The 22,136-nt window shown below is 69.2% G+C and carries 22 protein-coding genes, 1 tRNA gene and 2 pseudogenes; 8 read left to right on the forward strand and 17 right to left on the reverse strand.

What is annotated here, in order from left to right; translation table 11 throughout:
* Positions 1–422 precede the first annotated feature (422 nt).
* The 3 genes and pseudogenes from AC1Q5A_RS00075 to bamJ all read right to left on the reverse strand — a co-directional run bounded on the left by AC1Q5A_RS00075 (position 423) and on the right by bamJ (position 2,811).
* Entirely contained in the window at positions 423–1,274 is an 852-nt protein-coding gene (locus AC1Q5A_RS00075) for a sulfurtransferase (RefSeq protein ID WP_492697009.1), read from the reverse strand.
* Positions 1,271–2,055, reverse strand: a pseudogene (locus AC1Q5A_RS00080) (NUDIX hydrolase). The gene AC1Q5A_RS00075 and the pseudogene AC1Q5A_RS00080 overlap by 4 nt, the downstream one beginning before the upstream one ends.
* 27 nt (positions 2,056–2,082) lie before the next feature.
* On the reverse strand, positions 2,083–2,811 hold the full coding sequence (bamJ, locus tag AC1Q5A_RS00085; RefSeq protein ID WP_492697011.1) for a BamJ family beta-barrel-assembly machinery protein: 729 nt from the start codon (positions 2,809–2,811) through the stop codon (positions 2,083–2,085).
* A gap of 167 nt (positions 2,812–2,978) precedes the next feature.
* Between bamJ and AC1Q5A_RS00090 the strand changes: the two genes are divergently transcribed.
* Positions 2,979–3,761, forward strand: a complete 783-nt coding sequence (locus tag AC1Q5A_RS00090; RefSeq protein WP_492697013.1) for an enoyl-CoA hydratase/isomerase family protein — start codon at positions 2,979–2,981, stop codon at positions 3,759–3,761.
* Positions 3,762–3,802: 41 nt separating this feature from the next.
* Here AC1Q5A_RS00090 and AC1Q5A_RS00095 read toward each other — a convergent pair.
* From AC1Q5A_RS00095 to AC1Q5A_RS00125, 7 genes and pseudogenes are all read right to left on the reverse strand, one after another.
* A pseudogene (locus tag AC1Q5A_RS00095) lies at positions 3,803–4,000 on the reverse strand (DUF1684 domain-containing protein); the annotation flags it as partial.
* A gap of 27 nt (positions 4,001–4,027) precedes the next feature.
* The gene (locus tag AC1Q5A_RS00100) at positions 4,028–4,156 is read right to left on the reverse strand and encodes a hypothetical protein (RefSeq protein ID WP_492697014.1); all 129 of its coding nucleotides are present in this window, start codon (positions 4,154–4,156) and stop codon (positions 4,028–4,030) included.
* Positions 4,140–5,048, reverse strand: a complete 909-nt coding sequence (locus AC1Q5A_RS00105; protein ID WP_492697016.1) for a DUF1684 domain-containing protein — start codon at positions 5,046–5,048, stop codon at positions 4,140–4,142. The genes AC1Q5A_RS00100 and AC1Q5A_RS00105 overlap by 17 nt, the downstream gene beginning before the upstream one ends.
* Positions 5,049–5,083: 35 nt before the next feature.
* Positions 5,084–6,883, reverse strand: a complete 1,800-nt coding sequence (gene mutL, locus AC1Q5A_RS00110) for a DNA mismatch repair endonuclease MutL (protein ID WP_492697018.1) — start codon at positions 6,881–6,883, stop codon at positions 5,084–5,086.
* A gap of 44 nt (positions 6,884–6,927) precedes the next feature.
* The gene (locus AC1Q5A_RS00115; RefSeq protein ID WP_492697020.1) at positions 6,928–8,439 is read right to left on the reverse strand and encodes an N-acetylmuramoyl-L-alanine amidase; all 1,512 of its coding nucleotides are present in this window, start codon (positions 8,437–8,439) and stop codon (positions 6,928–6,930) included.
* 163 nt (positions 8,440–8,602) lie between these two features.
* Positions 8,603–9,076 carry a tRNA (adenosine(37)-N6)-threonylcarbamoyltransferase complex ATPase subunit type 1 TsaE gene (gene tsaE, locus AC1Q5A_RS00120; protein ID WP_492697022.1) on the reverse strand — a complete coding sequence of 158 codons (474 nt, stop codon included), beginning with the start codon at positions 9,074–9,076 and terminating at the stop codon, positions 8,603–8,605.
* On the reverse strand, positions 9,069–10,568 hold the full coding sequence (locus tag AC1Q5A_RS00125) for an NAD(P)H-hydrate dehydratase (RefSeq protein WP_492697024.1): 1,500 nt from the start codon (positions 10,566–10,568) through the stop codon (positions 9,069–9,071). Before AC1Q5A_RS00125 ends, tsaE begins: the two co-directional genes overlap by 8 nt.
* Positions 10,569–10,583: 15 nt before the next feature.
* Between AC1Q5A_RS00125 and queG the strand changes: the two genes are divergently transcribed.
* Complete coding sequence (queG, locus tag AC1Q5A_RS00130; protein ID WP_492697026.1) at positions 10,584–11,678, forward strand: tRNA epoxyqueuosine(34) reductase QueG; 1,095 nt, start codon at positions 10,584–10,586, stop codon at positions 11,676–11,678.
* Positions 11,679–11,682: 4 nt separating this feature from the next.
* On the opposite strand, the gene panD is transcribed toward queG, so the two are convergent.
* The 5 genes from panD to pcnB form a co-directional block, all read right to left on the reverse strand.
* The gene (gene panD / locus AC1Q5A_RS00135) at positions 11,683–12,075 is read right to left on the reverse strand and encodes an aspartate 1-decarboxylase (protein WP_114345303.1); all 393 of its coding nucleotides are present in this window, start codon (positions 12,073–12,075) and stop codon (positions 11,683–11,685) included.
* 101 nt (positions 12,076–12,176) lie between these two features.
* Positions 12,177–13,022 carry a pantoate--beta-alanine ligase gene (panC, locus tag AC1Q5A_RS00140; RefSeq protein ID WP_492697028.1) on the reverse strand — a complete coding sequence of 282 codons (846 nt, stop codon included), beginning with the start codon at positions 13,020–13,022 and terminating at the stop codon, positions 12,177–12,179.
* 16 nt (positions 13,023–13,038) lie between these two features.
* Complete coding sequence (panB, locus tag AC1Q5A_RS00145; protein ID WP_492697030.1) at positions 13,039–13,869, reverse strand: 3-methyl-2-oxobutanoate hydroxymethyltransferase; 831 nt, start codon at positions 13,867–13,869, stop codon at positions 13,039–13,041.
* 57 nt (positions 13,870–13,926) lie between these two features.
* A complete protein-coding gene (gene folK / locus AC1Q5A_RS00150) occupies positions 13,927–14,406 on the reverse strand; it encodes a 2-amino-4-hydroxy-6-hydroxymethyldihydropteridine diphosphokinase (RefSeq protein WP_492697032.1) in 480 nt (159 codons plus the stop codon).
* Complete coding sequence (gene pcnB, locus AC1Q5A_RS00155) at positions 14,403–15,758, reverse strand: polynucleotide adenylyltransferase PcnB (protein WP_492697033.1); 1,356 nt, start codon at positions 15,756–15,758, stop codon at positions 14,403–14,405. Before pcnB ends, folK begins: the two co-directional genes overlap by 4 nt.
* A 190-nt stretch (positions 15,759–15,948) precedes the next feature.
* Between pcnB and AC1Q5A_RS00160 the strand changes: the two genes are divergently transcribed.
* Together AC1Q5A_RS00160 and fdxA are read left to right on the forward strand one after the other, a co-directional pair.
* Positions 15,949–16,024 (forward strand) — tRNA-Glu (locus AC1Q5A_RS00160).
* Positions 16,025–16,267: 243 nt separating this feature from the next.
* The gene (fdxA, locus tag AC1Q5A_RS00165) at positions 16,268–16,591 is read left to right on the forward strand and encodes a ferredoxin FdxA (protein WP_114345291.1); all 324 of its coding nucleotides are present in this window, start codon (positions 16,268–16,270) and stop codon (positions 16,589–16,591) included.
* Positions 16,592–16,656: 65 nt separating this feature from the next.
* Here the strand turns inward: fdxA and AC1Q5A_RS00170 are convergent, their stop codons facing one another.
* Together AC1Q5A_RS00170 and dapA are read right to left on the reverse strand one after the other, a co-directional pair.
* Positions 16,657–17,247, reverse strand: a complete 591-nt coding sequence (locus AC1Q5A_RS00170) for a hypothetical protein (RefSeq protein WP_492697037.1) — start codon at positions 17,245–17,247, stop codon at positions 16,657–16,659.
* Positions 17,248–17,298: 51 nt separating this feature from the next.
* Positions 17,299–18,177: a 4-hydroxy-tetrahydrodipicolinate synthase gene (dapA, locus tag AC1Q5A_RS00175; protein WP_492697042.1), complete on the reverse strand. Its 879-nt coding sequence runs from the start codon at positions 18,175–18,177 to the stop codon at positions 17,299–17,301.
* 174 nt (positions 18,178–18,351) lie between these two features.
* Between dapA and AC1Q5A_RS00180 the strand changes: the two genes are divergently transcribed.
* The 4 genes from AC1Q5A_RS00180 to thiD all read left to right on the forward strand — a co-directional run bounded on the left by AC1Q5A_RS00180 (position 18,352) and on the right by thiD (position 22,128).
* Entirely contained in the window at positions 18,352–18,870 is a 519-nt protein-coding gene (locus AC1Q5A_RS00180) for a glycine cleavage system transcriptional repressor (RefSeq protein WP_114345471.1), read from the forward strand.
* 555 nt (positions 18,871–19,425) lie between these two features.
* Positions 19,426–19,887, forward strand: a complete 462-nt coding sequence (locus tag AC1Q5A_RS00185; RefSeq protein WP_492697047.1) for a peroxiredoxin — start codon at positions 19,426–19,428, stop codon at positions 19,885–19,887.
* A 55-nt stretch (positions 19,888–19,942) separates the two neighbouring features.
* Positions 19,943–21,325: a PhoH family protein gene (locus AC1Q5A_RS00190; RefSeq protein ID WP_492697049.1), complete on the forward strand. Its 1,383-nt coding sequence runs from the start codon at positions 19,943–19,945 to the stop codon at positions 21,323–21,325.
* 32 nt (positions 21,326–21,357) lie between these two features.
* Positions 21,358–22,128: a bifunctional hydroxymethylpyrimidine kinase/phosphomethylpyrimidine kinase gene (thiD, locus tag AC1Q5A_RS00195; RefSeq protein ID WP_492697052.1), complete on the forward strand. Its 771-nt coding sequence runs from the start codon at positions 21,358–21,360 to the stop codon at positions 22,126–22,128.
* Positions 22,129–22,136: the final 8 nt, after the last annotated feature.

A 22,136-nucleotide genomic window follows, 5' to 3' on the forward strand; every position in this document is an offset into this window, starting at 1 on the left:
TTCCATGCTCAACCTCACCAACCATGACCACGGCATCCGCGAGATCCAGCTCGCCCGCCGGTCAACACACTGAACCTGGAGCTGCTGCGCGCGCTGCATGCCGCCATCGACGACAGCATGCGCGGCATCGTGCTGTCCGGCGCGCAGTGGCTGTTCTCCGCCGGCGTCGACGTGCCGGCCCTGCCGTCGCACGCGATGCTGGCCACACGCACCCTCGCGCGGGCCGACCTCGCCGCGGCGTACGCCGACCCGGATGTGCTGCCGCTGGACGATTTCGTCGACGCGTTCTTCGCATCCGCAGACGCAGGCAACGCTGCAGGCGCTGGTGGCCAGGCTCAAGAGCAAGGGCGAGAAGTGAGTGGAGAGGAGTGGGAAAAGAGAGCGGGAGCCGATGCTTTATCTCACTTCCCACTCCTCTCCACTCACTCCTCGCCTTTGGCCACCGGCCGCGCCGGGTCGCTGACCCAGCCGCTCCACGACGGCGCGTACAGACGCGAGCCGTGCAAGCCGGCGTGTTCCATCGCCAGCAGGTTGTAGCAGGCGGTGACGCCGGAGCCACACATGTGCACGACCTGGTCCGGCGGTGCGTCGCCGAGCACCGCGGCGAACTCCTCGCGCAACTGCGCCGGCGGCTTGAAGCGGCCGTCGGCGAGCAGGTTGTCGAGGTAGGACCGGTTGCGCGCGCCCGGCACGTGGCCGGCGGCGCGGTCCAGCGGTTCGACCTCGCCGCGATAGCGCGCGGCGGCGCGGGCATCGAGCAGCAGCAGCGGCGCGGCATGCAGCGCGGCGTGGTCGACGATCAGCTGCCGCGCGTCGTAGGGCAGCATCACCTGTGTGGGCGTGCGCACCGGCACCGTGGTTTCCAGCGTCCGCCCGGCGACCTGCCACGCGGCGTAGCCACCGTCGAGCACCGCCACCGCGCGCACGCCGGCCAGCCGCAGCAGCCACCACAGCCGCGCCGCCGCCAGCGCGCCCGGGCCGGTGTCGTAGCAGACCACCTGCTGCCGCGGCGTCCAGCCCCAGCGGCCGAGTACGGCGCTGAACGCTTCTGCTGCCGGCAGCGGATGGCGCCCCAATCCTTCGGGTACGCGCGACATGTCGGAAAGATCCCGCTCGAGGTCGGCATGCACGGCGCCGGGAATATGCCCGGCCAGGTAGCTGCGCTCGCCCTGCGTGCGATCGACCAGGTCGACGCGGCAATCGACGATCAGCACTTCGTCCGCCGGCAACGCGGCCAGCGCGGCGACGTCGATCAGGGTGGTCTTCAGCGTCATGTCCGTCCCATCCTCTCCAGCAGGTTGTGCAGCATGGCGGCGGTGGCGCCCCAGATGCGGTGACCACCGTGGACGAATTCCACCATCGACCGGCGATGGCCGCGAAACTCCATCGTGTAACGACGCAGGTTCGCCGGCTCCAGCAGGAATGCCAGCGGCACCTCGAATACTTCGGCCACCTCGTCCGGCGCCGGATACAACCGGGCCCCGGCGGCGATCCGTGCCACCACCGGCGTGATGCAGTAGCCACTGATCGTCTCGAAGCGGTCGAGGTAACCCAGCGGCGTCACCAGCGTGCGGTCGAGGCCGACCTCCTCCTCGCTCTCGCGCAGCGCGGTGGCCAGCGCGTCGTCGTCGTCCGGTTCGCTGCGCCCGCCGGGAAAGGCCACCTGGCCGGCATGCGCCTGCAGGTGGTTGGTGCGCACGGTAAGCACCAGCCGCGGCTGCACGCCTTCGCGAAAACCCACCAGCACCGCGGCCGGCAGGCGCCGGCTGTCGCCGAGAAGTTCCGTCATCTCGGCGTGGTTCCAGCCGGGCCCGCTCGGCGGCGCCGACAACGGCCGCAGCGCGGTCACCAGTTCGTCGATCATGGCGACGGCCGCAGCGGCAGCACGTCGCGCATCATGCGCAGCCGCTCGGCGTCGCTCATTCCGCGCCAACGGCCGATTTCCTCGCCGGTGCGGCGACAGCCGACACAGTAGCCGTCCGCATCCAGTCGGCAGATGCCGATGCAGGGCGTCAATGGCAGGATGATTGGGGGATGATCAGGGGCGTTCGGCATGCCCCGCCATGCTACCACCGGGGCAACCTACGGCTGGCCGGGCGCGGACTTGATCGCAAGCAGTTCGATCTCGAACACCAGCGCCTCGTTCGGCCCGATCCGCGGCAGCGCGCCGGTTTCGCCGTAGGCCAGCTGCGGCGGGATCACCACCTTCCAGCGGTCGCCCACGTGCATGCGCGGAATCACGTCCTGCCAGCCGCGGATCACCTTGTCGACGCTGAAGGTGACCGGTGCGCCATGCGCCCAGGTGCTGTCGAATTCGGTGCCGTCGACCAGCATGCCGCGGTAGTTCACGGTGACCTCGCTGGTGACCGTCGGGCTGACCGCGCCGTCGCCCCTGCTCAGCACCGCGTACTGGATGCCCGAGGGCAGCTGCACCACGCCCGGCTGCCCGCGGTTGCGCGCCATGTACTCGGCGCTCTTGCGCGCGTTGGCGGCGGCGATCCGCTTGAACTCGGCCAGCGCCTCGGCGTGCATCTGCTGGTCGAGGCGCTGCAGCTGCTGGTGCATCTCCTGCATCGGCACGCTGGGATGGCGCTTGGCGTAGGCGTCCTGGATCGCCCGCACCAGCACGGGGATGTCCACCTCCGGCCGGCCGTTGGCGAACTGGCTGCCGATCTGGTAGCCGATCGCGTAGGACAGCTTGGCCTTGTCGGGCTTCGGTGGCGCGACTGCCGCCTTGGCGCCGCTCTGCGCATGCGCCGCGCCGCACAGCACCAGCAACATGCCGAACAGCCCGCAACGCAGATGTGTCATGCCTTTCTCCACCAATGCCTTCCCTATCGCGACCGTCTCGATCCCGCGGGGCCATCCTAAGCGGTTCGCCGGTTTCGTGCAGCGACGGCGTCTCGGCTTGAGAAACCGGGCGGCAACAAAGGTTCCCGCTGCTACCATCGCGGTTTCTCATCCATCGGGAGCCGTTCATGGCCTATCGCAACCTGGAAATCGGCAATCGCGGCGCGGTGCGCACGATCGTCGTCAACCGCCCCGACAAGCTCAACGCGCTCAACCGCGACACCCTCAACGAGCTGACTCTCGCCTTCGCGCAGGCCGCACAGGACGACGCCGTGCGCGTGGTGGTGCTGACCGGCGCAGGCGAGAAGGCCTTCGTGGCCGGCGCCGACATCGCCGAGATGAACGGCTACACGCCGGTGCAGGCGCAGGGCTTCTCGCGTACCGGCCAGCGCCTGATGAGCTCGATCGAGCGGCTGGGCAAACCGGTGATTGCGCGCATCCAGGGCTTCGCGCTGGGCGGCGGCATGGAGCTGGCGATGGCGTGCCACCTGCGCGTGGCCAGCGAGAAGGCGAAGTTCGGCCAGCCGGAAATCAACCTTGGCCTGATCCCCGGCTTTGGCGGCACGCAGCGCCTGCTGCGCCTGGCAGGCCGCAGCGCCGCGCTGGAGCTGTGCCTGACCGGCACGCCGATCGGTGCGCCGCGGGCGTACGAGCTGGGCATCGTCAACCGCGTGGTCGCGCCCGATGCGCTGGATGAGGCGGTGAACGCGCTGGCCGACCAGCTCGCCGCGGCCGCGCCGCTGGCCGCCGCCGGCATTCTCGACGCGGTACTGCAGGGCGGCGAGGCCTCCATCGACCAGGGACTGGAGTTGGAGACCCAGGGCTTCGCGCTGGCGTTCGCCACCGAGGACATGCGCGAGGGCACCGGCGCGTTCCTGGAAAAGCGCAAGGCGCAGTTCACGGGGCGTTGAAGGGGGAGAGCAACGTAGGGCGGGCACGGCCCGCCGTCCCGTCAGGGGCAAGAGCAGGCGGGCAGTGCCCGCCCTACTTCATGGTTTCGTCGAATTTTCGCGTCCGCGGTCACCGGCAATTTCAGGCGATTTTCCGGCGGCGCCAGCGGGCACACCACGTGCGGGGTGATCGCGCACGGCGGGTTCTGCGCAAGGTTGAAGTCCAGCAGCACCTTGCCACCCTTCGGCGGCGCTGCCCACTCTAGATAGCCATCCGCCTGCTTCAGCTACTCGACACGCTCGATGCGCGCCTGCCCCACCGCGCCGGTGTAATCCTCCGGTGCGGCGGCCGCAGCGCAAAACGCGGCCAGCAGGCCCAGCGCGGCGAGTGCGCACCACTCAATGATGCGAACCACGGTAGTTCTTCTCGCCGGCGGTGACGCGCAGATCCAACCGGTTTTCCGGCGGCGCCAGCGGGCAGGTGGCGAACGGGGTGAATGCGCACGGCGGGTTGTAGGCCTTGTTGAAGTCCAGCACCACCTTGCCGTGCTGCGGCGGATCGACGTACAGGAAGCGCGCGGCACCGTAGGTTTCCTTGCCGCTGGTGCGATCGGCGAACACGACGAAGTACTGCGCATCGCCCGGCACCTCGATCACCGGCAGGATCTCGAAGCGCTTGCCGTCACGGCTGAATTCCAGCTTGCCCGGCACCGGATACTTGTCGACGGTGCCGATCACCGTGCCCATCTCCAGCGTCTCGCCCGGCGGCGCGGGCACCCAGGTCGCCTCGATCCGCCACGACGGGTCGATCGGGAAGGCGTCGATGCCGGCGAAATGCCTGCGCGAAGGCGCTTCCGTGTCCTTCACTCGCAGCCCCTTGCGGCCATCGCGGTCGATCACGTAGAAGCTCGCGCTGCCGAACGCCACCCTGGTCGGAGCGGCATCGGCGGGGACGTGCGCATCGTCCAGCAGCGGCGCTCCGGCGATGGCCCTGCCGTCGATCGTCGCGCCGCTGTCCTTGTTCAACGCGATATGCAGGCTGCCATCCGCGGCGAGCGTGACCACGCCCAGGTGCGCAGGGCCGGCGCTCAGCACGATGTCGTTGTCGGCCGCGCTGCCGATGCGGTTGGTACCCTGCCGCAGCCACTCCAGACCGATCAGGCTGAGCCAGCCGTCTGCCGCGGTGAGCCGCTCGACCCGGCCGGCGCGCCACTGCTCGATGCCTTGCTTGTAGTTGTCGATGTTGGCGGCTTGCACGGTAGCGACTCCCAGGATGGCGGCGGCAACAAACAGGCTGGTACGTATCATCTGTATCTCCGGCGGAGCGGTTTTCGCGAAATGCGTCAGCGCCCGCGCATGAACAACCGGTCGAGCTCGACCACGCTCAGCTGGACCCAGGTCGGACGACCATGATTGCATTGTCCGGAACGCTCGGTCGCTTCCATCTCGCGCAGCAGCGCATTCATTTCGGGAAGCGTCAGGCGGCGCCCCGCGCGCACGGAACCATGGCAGGCCATGGTGGAGAGCAGTTCGTTCTCCAGCTCCTGCAGACGGCGCGAGCTGCCGTGCTGGGCCAGCTCGGACAGCACGTCGCGGCTGAGCTGGCTGACGTCGGCGCCCTCCAGCAGCGCCGGAATGCGCCGCACCACGATCGTCGCCGGACCGCTGCGCGACAGTTCCAGGCCCCATTCGGCCAGCGCCTCGGCGTGTTCCTCGGCGGCAGCCGCTTCCTTCGCGCTGACCGCGATCGAGAGCGGCACCAGCAGCATCTGCGAGCGCAGGTTGCTGCAGGCGCGGCCGGACTTCAGCTTCTCGTAGGTGATCCGCTCGTGCGCCGCGTGCATGTCCACCAGCACCAGGCCGTGCGCATTCTCGGCCAGCACGTAGATGCTCTTGAGCTGCGCGATGGCGTAACCCAGCGGCGGCGCCTCGCCCTCCTCCGCGGCAGGCATCGGCGCGGACGCGATGGCGACGGACGACGGCGCGCCAAGCAATGCCGCGTACTCGGCCATCGGACTTTCACGCGTGCCCAGGCTGAGCCGGCTCTGGCTGAACTGGCCGGGCCACGCCGCCGGAGCGGACGGCGCGTACGCATGCCCCACCGCCGGCGAAGCTTCCACCGCCGGCGGCGCACCCAGCCCCGCCCGCGTCTGCGCCAGCGCTTCGTGCAGGGTGCGGAACAGGAAGTCGTGCACCAGCCGCTGCTCGCGGAAGCGCACTTCGTGCTTGGCCGGGTGCACGTTCACGTCGACGCCGGCCGGGCCGAGTTCCAGGTACAGCACGAAGGCCGGATGACGGCCATGGAACAGCACGTCGGCGTACGCCTGGCGCACCGCGTGCGCGACGATGCGGTCGCGCACCAGCCGGCCGTTGACATAGAAGTACTGCGCGTCGGCCTGCGCCCGCGACGCCGTCGGCAGGCCGACCCAGCCGGACAGGTGCAGCCCGGCCGAAACGTGGTCGATGCGCAGGCTCTGCGCCGGGAAATCCTCGCCGAGCACCTCGGCCACCCGCTGCAACTGCGCCTGCTCGTCCCGCGCCGCCTTCCAGACGCGCACCGGCTTGCCGTTGTGGCCGAGCCGGAACTCCACCGAACTGCGCGCCAGCGCCAGCGACTTCAGCAGGTCGTCGATGTGTGCGAACTCGGTGCGCTCGGCGCGCATGAACTTCTTGCGCGCCGGCACGTTGTAGAACAGGTCGCGCACCTCGACGCTGCTGCCTGGCGGATGCTGCGCCGGACGCGCCGCATGCAGCCGGCCGCCATCGACCTCGATGCGGAACGCGCCGTCATCGCCGCGCACGCGCGAAGTGAGGGCGAAACGCGACACCGACGACATCGAGGCCAGCGCCTCGCCGCGAAAACCCATGCTGGCGACGTGCTCCAGGTCGTCGAAGCTGCCGATCTTGCTGGTGGCGTGCGCAGCCACCGCCAGCGGCAGCTCGTCGGCGTGGATGCCGCCGCCGTCGTCGCGCACGCGGATCAGCCGTGCCCCGCCGGCCTCGATCTCCACCTCGATGCGCGTGGCGCCGGCGTCGAGGCTGTTCTCGACCAGTTCCTTGACCACCGAAGATGGCCGGTCGATGACTTCGCCGGCGGCGATCTGGTTGACGAGTTCGGGGGAAAGCGCACGGATGACTGCCATCCGCCAACTTTAGCAGCGAACGCTGGCCATGCCGCGGGCGGCGGTCAGCCGGCCGGGATGGTCAGCGTGGTGCCGGCACGGACCGTGTTGCTGTTGATCTGGTTCGCACTCTTCAGCGCGCTGATGCTGACGCCATACTGCCGCGCGATGCTGCCCAGGCTTTCGCCGCGGCCGACCTTGTGCACGTCGCGCGCGGGCGGCCCGGCGCGCAGCGCGACATCCTCCGCAGCACCCGCATCGTCGCGGGATGCCAGCCGGACGCCGCTGCGACGGGCAGCCTCGGCGGCAAACCAGGTACCCGGCGGCGGGGTGGATTCGAAGTAGTTCTTCACGCCGTCCATCACCGCTTCGGCCAGCTTCTTCTGATGCGTCGGATCGCGCAGCCTGCGCTCCTCGGCCGGATTGCTGATGAACGCGGTCTCGACCAGGATCGACGGGACGTCGGGCGAGCGCAGCACCACGAAGTTGGCGCGCTCGACATAGCCGCGGTGGGTCGGCCCCAGCTGGCCCAGCGCCTTCAGCACGTTGCCGGCGACCATGTCGCTGGCCTGCATCGCCCAGCCCTGCTGCAGGTCCAGCAGCACCTTGGCCAGGCTGTCGTCCTTGTCGTCCAGCGTGGTGCCGCCGATCAGGTCGGCGCGGTTCTCGCGGTCGGCCAGCCAGCGCGCGGCCTCGCTGGTCTTGCCGCGCGGCGACAGTACCCAGACCGACGAGCCGCGGGCGTCGTCGTTGACGAAGGAGTCGGCGTGGATCGAGACGAACAGGTCGGCGTTGTGCTCGCGGGCGATCTGGTAGCGCCGTTTCAGCGGAATGAAGAAATCGCTGTCGCGGGTCAGCACCGCCTTCATGCCGGGCTGGCGATTGATCTCCGCCGCCAGGTTGCGGGCCACCGACAGCGTGACGTTCTTTTCGAGGGTGCCGCCGGGGCCGTGCGCGCCCTGGTCCTTGCCGCCATGGCCGGCATCGATCGCCACCACCACCTGGCGCTGGCCGTTGAGCATCGCTGCCGCCTGCTCGGCCGCCACCCGGCGGCTGTGCGTCGGGTTGCTGTATTGCGCAACCGGCGCCGCAGGCGGTGCAGCAACGGCTGCAGGCGCCGGTGGAGCGGCCCTGTCGGCAGCCTTGGGCGCGGCTTCCGCAACAGCAGCCGTGGCACCGTCGTTGCCGGGGTACAGATCCAGCACCAGCCGGTAGTCCGAACCACTGGCCGGCTTCAGCACGAAGCTTTTCAGCTTGCTGGCCGGGGCGACCTGCGCGATCAGCTGCAGGCTGTCGTCGACGCGGCTGTGGCTGATGCCACGAAACAGGCCGTGCGCAGCCGGGTTGGAAAAATCGGCGGCGGCGCGGCTGCCGGGCAGATCGATCACCACCTGGCCATCTTTCCGCTCGATCGTGTAGCGAAGCGGGCCAGTGGCGTCGATTACCACGCGGGTGTACTCGGGGCCGGCCCAGACCCGGGCCCCTTTCACGTCGGCGGCACGCACCGCGCACAGCGGCAGGGCCGCCATGATCGCGACGACGACAACCCTACCCCAGTTGTTCAGGTAACCGCTCATGGGCCGCATTGAAACGCAGCCATGCATGGAATGCAAGAGGGTTTTCCCTTGAATATCCAAGACCTGCAGGCTATTTGTCAGGTCACGTCAAGTTATGGCCGCCGGCCGTATCCTCCCGGCAGTTCCTTGGCAGCGGCACCGGGCCGGCAATCTCCAGGGAAAATCAGCACTTGGCGAGGCGCGTCAGCAAGCGTTCGCCACGGCCGGTGAAGGCCCGCCAGGCGGCCTGCCGACCCGTGCCGGCGTAGTCGAGGTGCAGTTCGAGATCCGCCGCCGGCAACGCGCCCGCGCCGCGCTCGGGCCACTCCACCAGCACCAGCGCGGCCGGGTCGGCCAGCGCGTCCAGCCCCAGCCACTCCAGTTCGGCGGGATCGGCGATCCGGTACAGGTCCAGGTGCCAGGCCGGCCGGTCACGCGTCGCATAGCCCTCGATCAGGCTGTAGGTCGGGCTCTTGACCCGCTCGCCCACCTCCATGGCCGTCAGCAGGGCGCGGGCGAAACTGGTCTTGCCGGCGCCCAGCGGACCGTGCAGGTAGAGCACCAGCCCGTCGTCCAGCGCCTGCGCCAGGCGCGTGGCCAGCGCGGCGGTGGCGGCCTCATCGGGCAGCGGCCACGATCCGTCGGCTTGCTCAGTCATGCCCGAACCCGCTTTCTGCCATGCCGTTGCCCAGCGCCCGCAACGGAACCAGCAGGTCACCGGCCAGCAGGCCCCGCTCGCCCTGCCGCGCGGCGCAATCGCCAGCACGCGCGTGCAGGCCCACGCCGAGGCAGGCCGCCTGCCATGCACTGCAACCCTGCGCCAGCAAGGCGGCCACGATGCCGGTGAGCAGATCGCCCATGCCACCCGAGGCCATGCCGGGGTTGCCCCATGGACAGACGTCCAGACGTCCATCCGGATCGGCGACCAGGCTGCCGGCGCCTTTCAGCACGACGACCGCACCATGCCTGCGCGCCAGCTCGCGCGCTGCGGCGAAACGATCCTGCTCCACGGCGGCGGTGGCCACCCCGAGCAGCCGCGCTGCCTCGCCCGGATGCGGCGTCAGCACGGCCGGTGCGTCGAACCGGCGCGGCTCGCGGGCAAGCAGGTTCAGGCCGTCGGCGTCGAGCACCAGCGGCTTGTCCGCCTCCAGCGCGGTGAGCCACAGCGCATGGCCCCAGGCGGCCTGCCCCAGGCCCGGCCCCAGCGCCAGCACGCTGGCCCGTTCGAGCAGCGACGCCAGCGCCTGCGGCCCGTCGATGCCGTGCGCCATCAACTCCGGCCTCGCGGCATTCAATGCCGACACGTGTCCGGCCCGGGTCGCCACGCTGACCAGGCCGGCGCCGGCGCGCAGCGCCGACTCACCGGCCAGGCGCACCGCACCGGCCATGCCGTGGTCACCGCCGATCACCAGCACATGGCCGTAATTGCCCTTGTTCGCATGACGATGGCGCGGCGGCAAGGCCTCGGCGGCCAGCAGTTGCGCATCGGGCGACACGCCGGCGTAGACGCTGTCCGGCACGCCCAGCGTGGCCAGCTCGACCGCACCGGCCTGGTCCACCGCGCGGCCGGTGTACAGCCCGCGCTTGCCGGCGATGAAGGTGACGGTGGCATCCGCGCGGATCGCCGCGCCAGGACAGCTGCCGCTGTCCGTATCCAGCCCGCTCGGCACGTCCAGCGCCAGCACCGGACGGTCGCAGCCGCTGATCGCCTCGATCAGCTGCGCCACCGCCGGTTCGGGTGCACGGTTGAGGCCAATGCCGTACAGCGCGTCCACGTGCAGTTCCGCCTCGGGCAAGCGACCCTGCGCATCCCACCGCCGGATCCGGCCACCGCCCGCCTCCCACGCGGCGCGCGCCGCCGCGGCGTCGCCATGCGAGGCGCCGGTCAACGCCACCAGCTCGACCTGCAGCCCCGCCTCGCGTGCCAGCACGCCAAGCAGGAAGCCGTCGCCGCCATTGTTGCCGGGGCCGCAGTGGATGCAGATCTGCCGCACTTGCGGCCAGCGCCGGCGCAGGCTGTTCAGGGCGGCAAGGGCGGCGCGGCGCATCAGCTCGGGACCGGAAATGCCCAGCGCCGCCAGCGCGGCGCGCTCCATCGCGCGCAACTGCCCGACGGTATGGAGATTGCGGCTGTACGGGTGGACTGGCATGCGCGGATTATAGGCATGCGCCACGCCTACAATAGGCAGATGTCCAGCACCGAGATCCACCCTCCCGACTACGTCACCCTCGCCCGCGACATCAAGCGCTGGGCGATCGAGCTGGGTTTCGCCGAGGCCGGCATCAGCGGCACCGAACTGGGCGAGGACGAGCAACACCTGCTGCGCTGGCTCGAGCACGGCCACCACGGCGAGATGGAATACATGGCCCGCCACGGCACCCGGCGCACCCGCCCGGCCGAGCTGGAGCCAGGCACGCGGCGGGTGATCTCGGTGCGCATGGACTACATCCCGCCCGGTACCGCGAACGCCTGGGCGGTGCTCGGCGACGCCGAGGCCGGCTACGTGTCGCGCTACGCGCTGGGGCGCGACTACCACAAGCTGATGCGCGGCCGCCTGCAGAAGCTGGCGGAGCGCATCCACGGCGTGGTCGGCGACTTCGGCTATCGCGCCTACGTGGACTCCGCGCCGGTGCTGGAGAAGGCGCTGGCGCGCAACGCAGGGCTGGGCTGGATCGGCAAGCACACCGTGCTGATCAACCGCCACGCCGGCTCGTACTTCTTCCTCGGCGAGCTGTACACCGACCTGCCGCTGCCGCTGGACGAACCAGCCAGCGCGCACTGCGGCAGCTGCACGCGCTGCATCGAGGTATGCCCGACCCAGGCGATCCTCGGTCCCTACCGGCTCGACGCAAAGCGCTGCATCTCGTACCTCACGATTGAGCTGAAGGGCAGCATCCCGGAAGAGTTGCGCACGCCGATGGGCAACCGCATCTTCGGCTGCGACGACTGCCAGCTGGTATGCCCGTGGAACAAGTTCGCGCAGGCCACCGCCGAGCCGGACTTCGCGCCGCGGCACAGTCTCGACGGCGCGAAGCTGGTCGAGCTGTTTGCGTGGAGCGAGGACGAGTTCCTCAGGCGCACCGAAGGCATGGCGATCCGCCGCACCGGCTACGAAGGCTGGCTGCGTAACATCGCGGTGGCGCTGGGCAATGCGCCGAAGTCAGCAGCCACGATCGAGGCGCTCAACGCGCGCGCCGGCCACCCTTCGGCGGTCGTGCGCGAGCATGTGGCGTGGGCGCTGGCGAAACAGCGCCATTGAAAACTCAGGCCGCGGCCATCTGCTTCGGGATGGAGTGGTTGGTGTGGCTGATGCGGTTGCCCGGGCCTGGCGCGATGTAGACGCAGGTGGGCTGGTACTGCTCCAGCTCCGCCTCGCTCAGCTGCGCAAACGCGGCGATGATGACGATGTCGCCCGCCTGCGCGCTGCGTGCGGCGCTGCCGTTGACCGAGATGATGCCGGAACCTTCCTCGGCGCGCAGCGCGTAGGTGACGAAGCGCTGGCCGCTGTTGACGTTCCAGGCGTGGATCTGCTCGTACTCGCGGATGCCCGAGGCATCCAGCAGCAGACCGTCGATCGCGATCGAGCCCTCGTAGTGCAGCTCGGCGTGGGTCACCGTGGCGCGGTGGATCTTGGCCTTGAGCATGTTCAGGTGCATGGCGTTACTTTCCGGCAGGTACAGCCTGTAAAGTCGGCGATTATCGAACCGTTGACGCTGCGCTGCAACATCAGGCGGCACGAGCCCGATATGCGGCCGGTTCAGTCGAAGCGCAAGTTGTCGATCAGCCGGGTGTTGCCCAGACGGGCCGCAACCAGTGCCACCAGCCCTTCACGCTCGCCATCGGCCGGCTCGGCCAGGTCCTCCGCGCGGCGAATCACCACGTAATCGGGCACGAAGCCCGCCCGCGCCAGGCGCGCGGCAGCGGTCTGCTCGACCGCCTGCCACGGGTGGCCCTGCGCCAGCAGTTCGCGCATCTTCTGCAGGGTGTCGTGGATCAGCGGCGCACGCGCGCGCTCCTCGGCGCCCAGGTACTGGTTGCGCGAGCTCAGCGCCAGGCCGTCGTCGGCGCGCAGGATCGGCGCCGCCACCACCTTCACCGGCAACCCCAGGTCGCGCACCATGCGCTCGACCACCTTGAGCTGCTGGAAATCCTTCTGGCCGAACACCGCCACGTCCGGCTGCACCAGGTTGAACAGCTTGCACACCACCGTGGCCATGCCGTCGAAGTGGCCCGGGCGATGCGCGCCCTCCAGCGTGTCGGTGATCTGCGGCACGCGCACGCTGACGCTGTGTTCGGGGCCGAACGGATACATCGTGACCACGTCCGGCGCGAACAGCAGGTCGCAATCCTGCTCGGCCAGCGCCGCCTGGTCCTGCACCAGGGTGCGCGGATAGCGGTCGTAGTCCTCGTTCGGGCCGAACTGGGTGGGGTTGACGAACACGCTCGCCACCACCCGCTCGGTGCGCGCCCGCGCCAGCCTGATCAGCGACTGGTGGCCGGCGTGCAGGTTGCCCATGGTCGGCACGAAGCCCACCGTCTGGCCCTTCTCGCGCCAGCCGCGGATCGCGGCGCGCAGGGAGGGGGCATCTTGTACGGTCTGCATGCGGCGGGCTCGCTGGTCAGTTGAAGCAGTGCTCGGGGGCCGGAAACGCGCCGCTGCGCACGTCTTCGGCATACGCGGCGATCGCCGCGGCGACAGAATCGCGCCCGGCCAGGAAATCCTTGCTGAACTTCGGCCGCTTGCCTGGGGTGATGCCGAGCATGTCGTGGATCACCAGCACCTGGCCGTCGCAATGCGGACCGGCGCCGATGCCGATCACCGGGATCGTCAGCGCCGCGGTCACCCGCTGGCCCAGCTCGACCGGCACGCCCTCCAACACCAGCAGATCCGCCCCGGCCGCCTGCACCGCCAGCGCCTCGGCCAGCACGCGGTCGGCCGCCGCCTGCTCGCGGCCCTGGATCCTGAAACCGCCGAACTTGTGCACCGACTGCGGGGTGAGGCCCAGGTGCGCGCAGACCGGGATTGCGCGCGCGGTGAGCGCAGCGGTCGCCTCCAGGATGTGCGGCGCGGCGCCCTCGATCTTCACCATCGCCGCGCCGGCCTCGCCAACCAGCCGCGCGCCCGCTTCCAGCGCGTGCGCCACGTCGCGGTCGGCCATGAACGGCAGGTCGGTCACCAGCAAGGTGGCCGACAGCCCGCGCGCCACCGCAGCGGTGTGGTAGACCATGTGCTCCAGCGTCACCGGCAGCGTGCTGTGGTGCCCCTGCACCACCATGCCGAGCGAGTCGCCGACCAGCGCGATGTCGACGCCAGCCGCCTCCAGCTGCCAGGCGAAACTGGCGTCGTAGGCGGTGAGCATCACGATGCGCTGTCCCTGCGCCTTCATCGCACGCAGGCCGGGTACGGTCACGGGCTTGCGCTCGGGGGCACTGGCGTTCTGCACGTACACGGCAATTCCTGAAAGTGGGGGGAGAACGCGGATTATCCGGCGCGGCAGCGTGAGGGCTCAAGCCACCCGTTCGCAGCCGGCCTGGTCGAGCCGCGACAGCAGCTCGGCCACCACGCCCTGCCCGGGCAGACGCAGCGTGGGCGCAATATCGCGCAGCGGCAACAGCACGAACGCGCGTTCGGCCATGCGCGGGTGCGGCAGGGTCAGCCGCGCGTCGTGCAGTTGCACGCCATCGACGTGCAGCAGGTCCAGGTCCAGCGTGCGCGGCCCGTTGCGCTCGGCGCGCACGCGGCCGGCGCGCTGTTCGATCGCCAGCAGGGCATCCAGCAGGGCATGCGGCGACAACGCGGTATCCAGCTCCGCCGCCGCATTGATGAACGGCGGCTGCTGCAGCACGCCCCACGGCGGCGTGCTGTACAGCGGCGAACGCTGCAGCAGGCGGGTTAGCGGCAACCCTGCCAGCTCGTCCAGCGCATCGAGCAATTGCTGCCGCGGGTTGCCGAGGTTGCTGCCCAGGGCGACGTAGGCCAGGGTCACGCGGATCCCGATTTGTTGCCCGACCGGCGGCGCCGCCGGCGGGGGCGCGGCGGCTTGGCCACCGCCGGTGCCGCGGCAAGGTGTTCGATGGCCCCGCCGCCGGCCGGCAGTGCCGCCGCCAGCACCTCCGGCGGCAGCTGCTGCGCATGCGCCCACCACTGCCCCAGCTCGCGCAGCGCCGGCGACTCGTCCGCGCGCAGCAGCAGGAAGTCGAACGCGGCACGGAAACGCGGATGCGCCATCAGGCGGAACACCCGCTTGCGCTGGACCTGCTCGAAGCGCGGCTGCAGCGACCAGATTTCTTCCATGGTGAAGGTGAACCGGCGCGGGATCGCCACGCGCTGGCACTGCTCGCCGACCACCTGCGCGGCGGCGCGCGACCATGCCTCGTTGCCTTCGATGCCGCGTGCGATCAGCTGGTGCGCGACGTCGCGCACCTCGCCCCACAGCAGCACCGCGAACAGAAACGCCGGAGTCACCGACTTGCCCTCGACGATCCGCGCATCGGTGTTCGCCAGGCCCTGCTCGATCAGCGAGCGCAGGGCCTCGTCGCCACGCCGGAGGGCGCGCGCGGTGGCCGGGAACAGGAATTTCAGCAGGCCGCTCCGCTCCAGCATGCGAAAACTCTTCAGGCCGTTGCCGGCAAGGAACATCTTCAGCGATTCGTCGAACAGCCGCGCCGGCGCGGCGTCGGCCAGCAGCGGCCCCAGCGTCTCGAACGGCGCCATCGCGGCGGCGTCGATGCTCATGCCGAGCTTGGCCGCCAGCCGCGCGGCGCGCAGCATCCGCACCGGATCCTCGTGGTAGCGGGTATCGGGATCGCCGATCAGGCGCAGCACGCGGTCTTCGAGGTCGCGCATGCCGCCGACGTAGTCGCGTACCGAGAAATCGCTGATGTCGTAGTACATCGCGTTGACGCGGAAGTCGCGGCGCACCGCGTCCTCCTCGATGGTGCCCCAGATGTTGTCGCGCACGATGCGGCCGTCGACGATGTGGCGATCGCCCTCGCCGCCTTCCTCGCCGGTGCCGCGGAAGGTGGCCACCTCGATGATCTCCGGACCGAACACCACGTGCGCCAGCCGGAAACGGCGACCGATCAGGCGGCAGTTGCGGAACAGCTTCTTCACCTCGTCCGGGGTGGCGTCGGTGGCCACGTCGAAGTCCTTCGGCCGCAGCCCCAAAAGCAGGTCGCGCACCGCGCCGCCGACCAGGTAGGCCGCGTAGCCGGCTTCGTTCAGGCGGTACAGCACACGCAGCGCGGCCTTGCTGATGTTCTTGCGCGAAATGATGTGCTGGTCGCGCGGAATGATCCGCAGCGCCAGCGTGGAGTCGGTCCTTGATTCGGAATTCAAGCGGTCGGGATCCTGGCAGGGCGGCTGCCCCTTCGGTTGCAATATATCGCGGTGCGCAACGCCGCGAATCGTCCCGGGGCACGAGAGCGCTGACGCCGGCAGGACGTGTTTCCCGGCGGCGCATGCCGGTGCATGCCAAGCATTGCCGGACGAAACAATTCCGCTATACTAGCGCGCCTCGCGACATAACGCTCCCTTCGTCTAGCGGCCTAGGACACCGCCCTCTCAAGGCGGGAACACGAGTTCGAACCTCGTAGGGAGCGCCAGTTGCTTGTGCAATCTTCCATGATTGCCCCTGCCGTGAAGGGTCTTGGCGATCCGAGGCATCAGGTCGCCGGTCGGATCAAAAGCGGCCATCCATGGCCGCACTCTTCATCGCCTGTGCGATCATCCGTGATCGCCGCGATCGGTGAGGTGGCTACCAGCCGACACCTCTCCTGCGTCTGGCGCGGATCAGAAGCGGCCATCCATAGCCGCACTCCTCATGAGAGAGAAGAGCAGGCCAATTCATGACCTTTGTTGTCATCGACAATTGCATCAAGTGCAAGTACACCGACTGCGTCGAGGTCTGTCCGGTCGACGCCTTCCATGAGGGTCCGAACTTCCTGGCGATCGATCCGGACGAGTGCATCGACTGCACGCTGTGCGAGCCGGAATGCCCGATCAATGCGATCTACCCCGAGGACGACGTGCCGGCCGGCCAGGAGGAGTTCGTGGCGCTGAACGCCGAGCTGGCCAAGAGCTGGCCGGTGATCACCGAACGCAAGGACGCGCTGCCCGACGCCAAGGATTGGGAAGGCCGGCCGGACAAGCTCAAGCTGCTGCAGCGCTGAGCTTGCCCCGCAAGCAAAAACGCCGCCCTCCGGGGCGGCGTTTTTCGTGGTGCCGGGCGCGGGGATCAGCCGCCCAGGCGCGACTTCAACGTATCGATCACCTTGGCCACCGCCGCGGCATTGCCTTCGGCGCGCACTTCGCTGGCTTTCTCGCCGCTGCTGTCGACACTGACCACCACCTCGTGCGAGCCAGCCCCCGGCGCCGACGCGGCATCACCCTTGTCGCGACCGAACATGCGGCCGAAGAAACCTTTCTTCTTCTGCTGTGCCACCGCATCGGAAACATTCAGCGTGTAGCTGTGCGCGGCATCGTCGTGACCGACCAGCTGCCCCAAACTGCCGCCCTCCAGCGCCTGGCCGACCCGGCGATAGGCGTTGTCGACATTGTCGGCCAGCACGAAGCCGTCGGAGATCTGGCCGCCGGCCGAGCTCACGCGTGCCGTGGCGCCGTTGGCGGTCGGCACGTTCGCACCCGGCGGCGGAATCGACAGCGCCTCCGTGGTCGATGGCCGGTCAAGCCCCGGCGGGATCTCCAGCGGCGATTCCTGCACGGCGGTGTTCCAGGCTTTGTGCGAGCGGAACGCACCGCAGCCGGAAAGCAGCAGGCCACTGAGGGCCAGGGCCGGCAGGGCCACGAGGAGCGAGCTTTTCTTCATGTAGTCAGATTCCGTGAGTAAGGCAGGCAACCGTCAGCCGGCCGCAGTCGCCTAGGATGCCAGACTGGACAGCGCTTGGTGCAATCGGGCGCGTTCCGGACCGTCGTTCAGCTCCACCAGCGGCAACCTCGGCAGGGCCAGTCCCAATCCCAGCGCAGGCAGGCCCGCCTTGATCGCGATCGGGTTCGGGGCGCAGTTCAATGCCTGCAGCAGCGGCTCGAGCGCGTCCTGGCAGCGCGCCGTCGACGCCCGATCGCCACCGGTCGCCGCGTCGCACAGGGCGCGGAACGCCCGTGGCACCAGATTCGCCACCACCGAGATGGTGCCGGCCGCCCCGGCCAGCATCGCCTCGCCGGCGCTGCCGTCGTCGCCGGACAGATAGACGAAATCCTCGCGCACAAGTTCCGCCAGCGCCGAAATCCGCTCGCGATCGGCGCGCGCTTCCTTGACTCCCGCGATCGCCGGATGGTCGCGCAGGCCGGCCACGGTTTCCGGCAGCAGGTCGCAGCCGGTGCGAGTCGGCACGTTGTAGATCAGCACCGGCAGGCCGCCGTGCTCGGCCACCTCGAGGAAATGGCGGCGCAGCCCTTCCTGGGTGGGGCGCACGTAGTACGGCGTCACCACCAGCGCCGCGTCGGCACCCAGCGCCTGCGCGCGGCGGGTCAGCGCGACCGTCTTGGCGGTGCCCGCTTCGCCGGTACCGGCGATCACCGGCACCCGTCCAGCCACATGCTCGAGCGCGAACACCAGCAACCGGTCGAATTCGTCATGCTCCAGCATGTGCGCTTCGCCGGTGGAGCCGGCCACCACCAACGCCTGCGTGCCGCCGGCCAGCTGATGGTCGAGTAGTCGGCGGAACGCGGCCAGGTCGAGTGCTCCGTCGGCTGCGAATGGGGTGGCCAGCGCGCAGATACTTCCGCGAATGTTCAAGATTCGATTCCGCTACAAGGCAAGCCCCGCATATTACTTGCCGCCTCGCGAGGCGGGCAAGTAAGCTCGACCGGTGTAGTCTCACGGTTCCGCATCGTGCGGACGACCATCGTCCACAGGCCTACCCTCTTGAAATCCTCCACCGTCCCTCCGCGTTCGGGCAGCGACAACCAGTTGCTGATCCAGGCGCTCACCACGGCAGGCAAGTCGCCACTGCTGGCGCTGGCCAAGCGGATCGCCGACGCCGGCTGCAACCTCTACGAATCGCGCGTGTCCACGATCGGCACGGAAACCTCGCTGATGCTGCTGGCCAGCGGCGCCTGGGACGCGCTGGCCAAGCTGGAAACCGCGCTGACCAAGCTGGCCCGGGACGAGAGCCTGCGGCTGGTGCATTACCGCACCGGCCCGCGCGCGAACAGTTCGCACCTGCTGCCCTACCTGGTGGAAGTGGTCGCCGCCGACCGGCCGGGCATCGTGGCGCGCATCGTGGAATTCTTCAGCCAGCACGGCATCAGCGTGGAGCAGCTGAACTCCACCCGCTACCAGGCGATGCAGACCGGGGCGGACATGTTCCAGGCCCAGTTCACCATCGGCATCCCGGCGGAGATCCACATCGCCGCGCTGCGCGACGACTTCCTGGAACTGTGCGACGGCCTGAACCTCGACGCGATCATGGATCCGGTCAAGTTCTGAGAGGTTGTGACTATTCAACCTCGAAGCCCGGCCATGGCGAGGGCATGGATGCCCGAGTGGAGGCCACGCAGGAGCAGTTGCCCGATGCCCGAGTTGAGGCAACGCAAGGAACGGTTGCCCGATGGCCGGACGCGGATCAGGCACGCAAGTGCCTGATCCGCGTGAGCGAGTCCGGACAAATCCGTCAGGAACGGATTTGAACAGCCGCAGGCCGGCCTGCAGGGGGCATGCCATGGATGGCATGCACACATGTGCCGGACTCGCGACGGAAGAAAACCACAGGATGTGGTTTTTCTTCACAAGTTCCGAGCGCAGCAGTCTCCCGAGCATCGCGCGATCGCGCTTTCCTGGCAAGGACTGTCCTGCGCCGCCTCGCCCGCGCTAGTCTGTCGCCGTGGATCCCCGGAGGGACGGTGCATTGCAATCAGCGCGTCGATTCATGCCGATCGCCACAGGCGCATCAAGGCGCCTCGCCGCCTCACCGGCCCGGACCACCCCGCTCCACCTCCCTTTCCATCTTCCATCGCGGCACGGCATGGCCGTGCAGGACTCTCCATGCCTGATATCGGCAAGAAACTGCCCCGGCTGACGGGCACCACCGGCGACGGCGGCGAACTCGAACTCGCCAGCCTCGGGGGCCAGTGGATCGTGGTGTATTTCTACCCGAAGGACAGCACTCCCGGCTGCACCAGCGAGGCGAAGGATTTCCGCGATCTCTACCCCGCCTTCCGCAAGCGCCACGCGCAGATCGTCGGCGTCTCGCGCGACTCGCAGAAATCGCATGCCAACTTCGCCGCCAAGCAGGAACTGCCGTTCCCGCTGGTATCCGATCCCGACGAAACCTGGTGCCGCGCTTTCGACGTGATCCACGAGAAGGTGCTGTACGGCAAGCGCCACCTGGGCATCGTGCGCAGCACCTTCCTGATCGACCCCGACGGCAAGCTGGCGCGCGAATGGCGCGGCGTGAAGGTACCCGGCCACGCCCAGGCTGTGCTCGACGCCATTCCCGCCGGTTGACCATCATGGCCGCCGCCGGCAGTTCCCTCCACCCCCACAGCGAGGACACTTCCGCATGACCGGAAGCAAGCGCATCTACGCTCTCGACACCAACGTCCTGCTGCATGACCCGACCTCGCTGTTCCGCTTCGAGGAACACGACGTCTTCATCCCGATGACCGTACTGGAGGAACTGGACGAAAAGAAGAAGGGCGCCTCGGAAGTCTCGCGCAACGGCCGCCAGGCCAGCCGCTTCCTCAACGAGCTGATCGAGCGCGGCAAGCAGCACGACCTCGCCGACGGCCTGGAACTGAGCAACCCGCAGGGCGTCAAGCTCAAGCGCGGCACCTCGGTCGGCCGGCTGTATTTCCAGCATCGCACCAGCAGCAACGGCCACGCCAAGGCGGACAACCAGATCCTGGCGGCGGTGATCGAGCTGCGCGACCAGAACCCGGGCCGTGACGTCATCCTGGTCACCAAGGACATCAACCTCAGGATCAAGGCCAGCATCAACGGGCTGGTCGCCGAGGATTACGAGAACGACCGCGCGCTGGACGATTTCTCCCTGCTCTACACCGGCTCGACCGCGTTGCCGGAGGATTTCTGGGAGCTGCATCCGGAGGTGCGCTCGTGGACCGAGCGCGGCCGCACGTTCTACGAGGTGAAGCGGCGCGAGGAGGAAACCTGGTACCCGAACGAATGCCTGTACCTGCCCGGCGAGAACGGGATCGAACTGCGCGTGCTGCACCTGGACGAGGCCAGCGCCACGCTGGTGCTGCTGGACGACCACTCGCACGCCAACCACCACGTGTGGGGCATCGGCGCGCGCAACCGCGAGCAGAACTTCGCGCTCAACGCGCTGATGGATCCGGACATCGACTTCGTCACCCTGCTCGGCAACGCCGGCACCGGCAAGACCCTGCTGGCGCTGGCCGCCGGACTGGCCCAGGTGATGGACCAGCAGCGCTACCGCGAGATCATCATGACCCGCGCCACCGTCTCGGTGGGCGAGGACATCGGCTTCCTGCCCGGTACCGAAGAGGAAAAGATGACGCCGTGGATGGGCGCGCTCACCGACAACCTCGAAGTGCTCGCCAACCCCGAGGACGGCGGCAGCTGGGGCCGCCAGGCCACCAACGACCTGCTCGCCTCGCGCATCAAGATCCGCTCGCTCAACTTCATGCGCGGGCGCACCTTCCTGAGCCGCTACCTGATCATCGACGAGGCGCAGAACCTCACCCCGAAGCAGATGAAGACGCTGATCACCCGCGCCGGCCCCGGGACCAAGATCGTCTGCCTCGGCAACGTCGAGCAGATCGACACGCCCTACCTCACCGAGACCACCTCCGGCCTCACCTACGCGGTCGACCGCTTCAAGAACTGGGAACACTCCGCGCACATCACCCTGCGCCGCGGCGAGCGTTCGCGGTTGGCGGACTTCGCGGCGGAGGCGCTTTGAGCGGAACGCAAAAAGGCGCCGGAGCGGCGTCGGTGCCCTGCGCCCTCACCATCGCCGGCTCCGACTCCGGCGGTGGCGCGGGGATCCAGGCGGATCTGAAAACCTTCCACGCCCATGGCGTGCACGGGCTGTCCGCGATCACCGCGATCACCTCGCAAAACACCCGCGGCGTCAACGCCGTGCACGCGGTGCCGCTGGCCCACGTGCGCAGCCAGCTCGCTGCCGTGTTCGGCGACTTTCCGGTCGCCGCCGTGAAGACCGGCATGCTTGGCAGCGCCGCGATCACGCGACTGGTGGCACGCGAGATGGCCACGCGCAAGCCGGCCTGGCTGGTGGTCGACCCGGTGATGATCGCCACCAGCGGCGCCCGCCTGCTGGACGAGCAGGCCGTCGACATCCTGGCCGGCGAACTGATACCGCTGGCCGACGTGCTCACCCCGAACCTGCCCGAGGCCGAGGCGCTGCTCGGTCGCCCGATCAGGACCCCGGCCGAGTGCGACGCCGCCGGCGCGGCCCTGCTCGGGCTCGGAGCTGCCGGCGTGCTGCTCAAGGGCGGCCATGCCGATGGCGCCGAAGTGGTGGACCGCTACTACGACGCGCGCGGCGTGCTGGAATTGCGCCACCCACGGTTGCCGCTGGAGGGCCACGGCACCGGCTGCACGCTGGCCGCGGCGATCGCCGCCGAACTCGCGCAGGGCCGACCGCCGCGCTCGGCCGTACGTCGTGCGGTAGCCTACGTGGATCGCGCCTTGCGGCGCAGCTACCGACCCGGCGGCGGCGACGTCCACGTGCTGCGGCACTGAGCCATCCG

It is taken from the genome of Rhodanobacter sp. GW835-FHT13D09 (genome assembly GCF_058793995.1).

Excerpts from the sequence above, each read along its gene's own strand:
- mutL (WP_492697018.1), bottom strand. The coding sequence starts at position 6,883 with ATGGCAGTCATCCGTGCGCTTTCCCCCGAACTCGTCAACCAGATCGCC.
- AC1Q5A_RS00185 (WP_492697047.1), top strand. The coding sequence starts at position 19,426 with ATGCCTGATATCGGCAAGAAACTGCCCCGGCTGACGGGCACCACCGGC.
- tsaE (WP_492697022.1), bottom strand. The coding sequence starts at position 9,076 with ATGACTGAGCAAGCCGACGGATCGTGGCCGCTGCCCGATGAGGCCGCC.
- AC1Q5A_RS00190 (WP_492697049.1), top strand. The coding sequence starts at position 19,943 with ATGACCGGAAGCAAGCGCATCTACGCTCTCGACACCAACGTCCTGCTG.
- AC1Q5A_RS00170 (WP_492697037.1), bottom strand. The coding sequence starts at position 17,247 with ATGAAGAAAAGCTCGCTCCTCGTGGCCCTGCCGGCCCTGGCCCTCAGT.
- panD (WP_114345303.1), bottom strand. The coding sequence starts at position 12,075 with ATGCACCTGAACATGCTCAAGGCCAAGATCCACCGCGCCACGGTGACC.
- AC1Q5A_RS00115 (WP_492697020.1), bottom strand. The coding sequence starts at position 8,439 with ATGAGCGGTTACCTGAACAACTGGGGTAGGGTTGTCGTCGTCGCGATC.
- AC1Q5A_RS00105 (WP_492697016.1), bottom strand. The coding sequence starts at position 5,048 with ATGATACGTACCAGCCTGTTTGTTGCCGCCGCCATCCTGGGAGTCGCT.
- AC1Q5A_RS00125 (WP_492697024.1), bottom strand. The coding sequence starts at position 10,568 with ATGCCAGTCCACCCGTACAGCCGCAATCTCCATACCGTCGGGCAGTTG.
- fdxA (WP_114345291.1), top strand. The coding sequence starts at position 16,268 with ATGACCTTTGTTGTCATCGACAATTGCATCAAGTGCAAGTACACCGAC.
- AC1Q5A_RS00090 (WP_492697013.1), top strand. The coding sequence starts at position 2,979 with ATGGCCTATCGCAACCTGGAAATCGGCAATCGCGGCGCGGTGCGCACG.
- panC (WP_492697028.1), bottom strand. The coding sequence starts at position 13,022 with ATGCAGACCGTACAAGATGCCCCCTCCCTGCGCGCCGCGATCCGCGGC.
- queG (WP_492697026.1), top strand. The coding sequence starts at position 10,584 with ATGCGCCACGCCTACAATAGGCAGATGTCCAGCACCGAGATCCACCCT.
- AC1Q5A_RS00075 (WP_492697009.1), bottom strand. The coding sequence starts at position 1,274 with ATGACGCTGAAGACCACCCTGATCGACGTCGCCGCGCTGGCCGCGTTG.
- bamJ (WP_492697011.1), bottom strand. The coding sequence starts at position 2,811 with ATGACACATCTGCGTTGCGGGCTGTTCGGCATGTTGCTGGTGCTGTGC.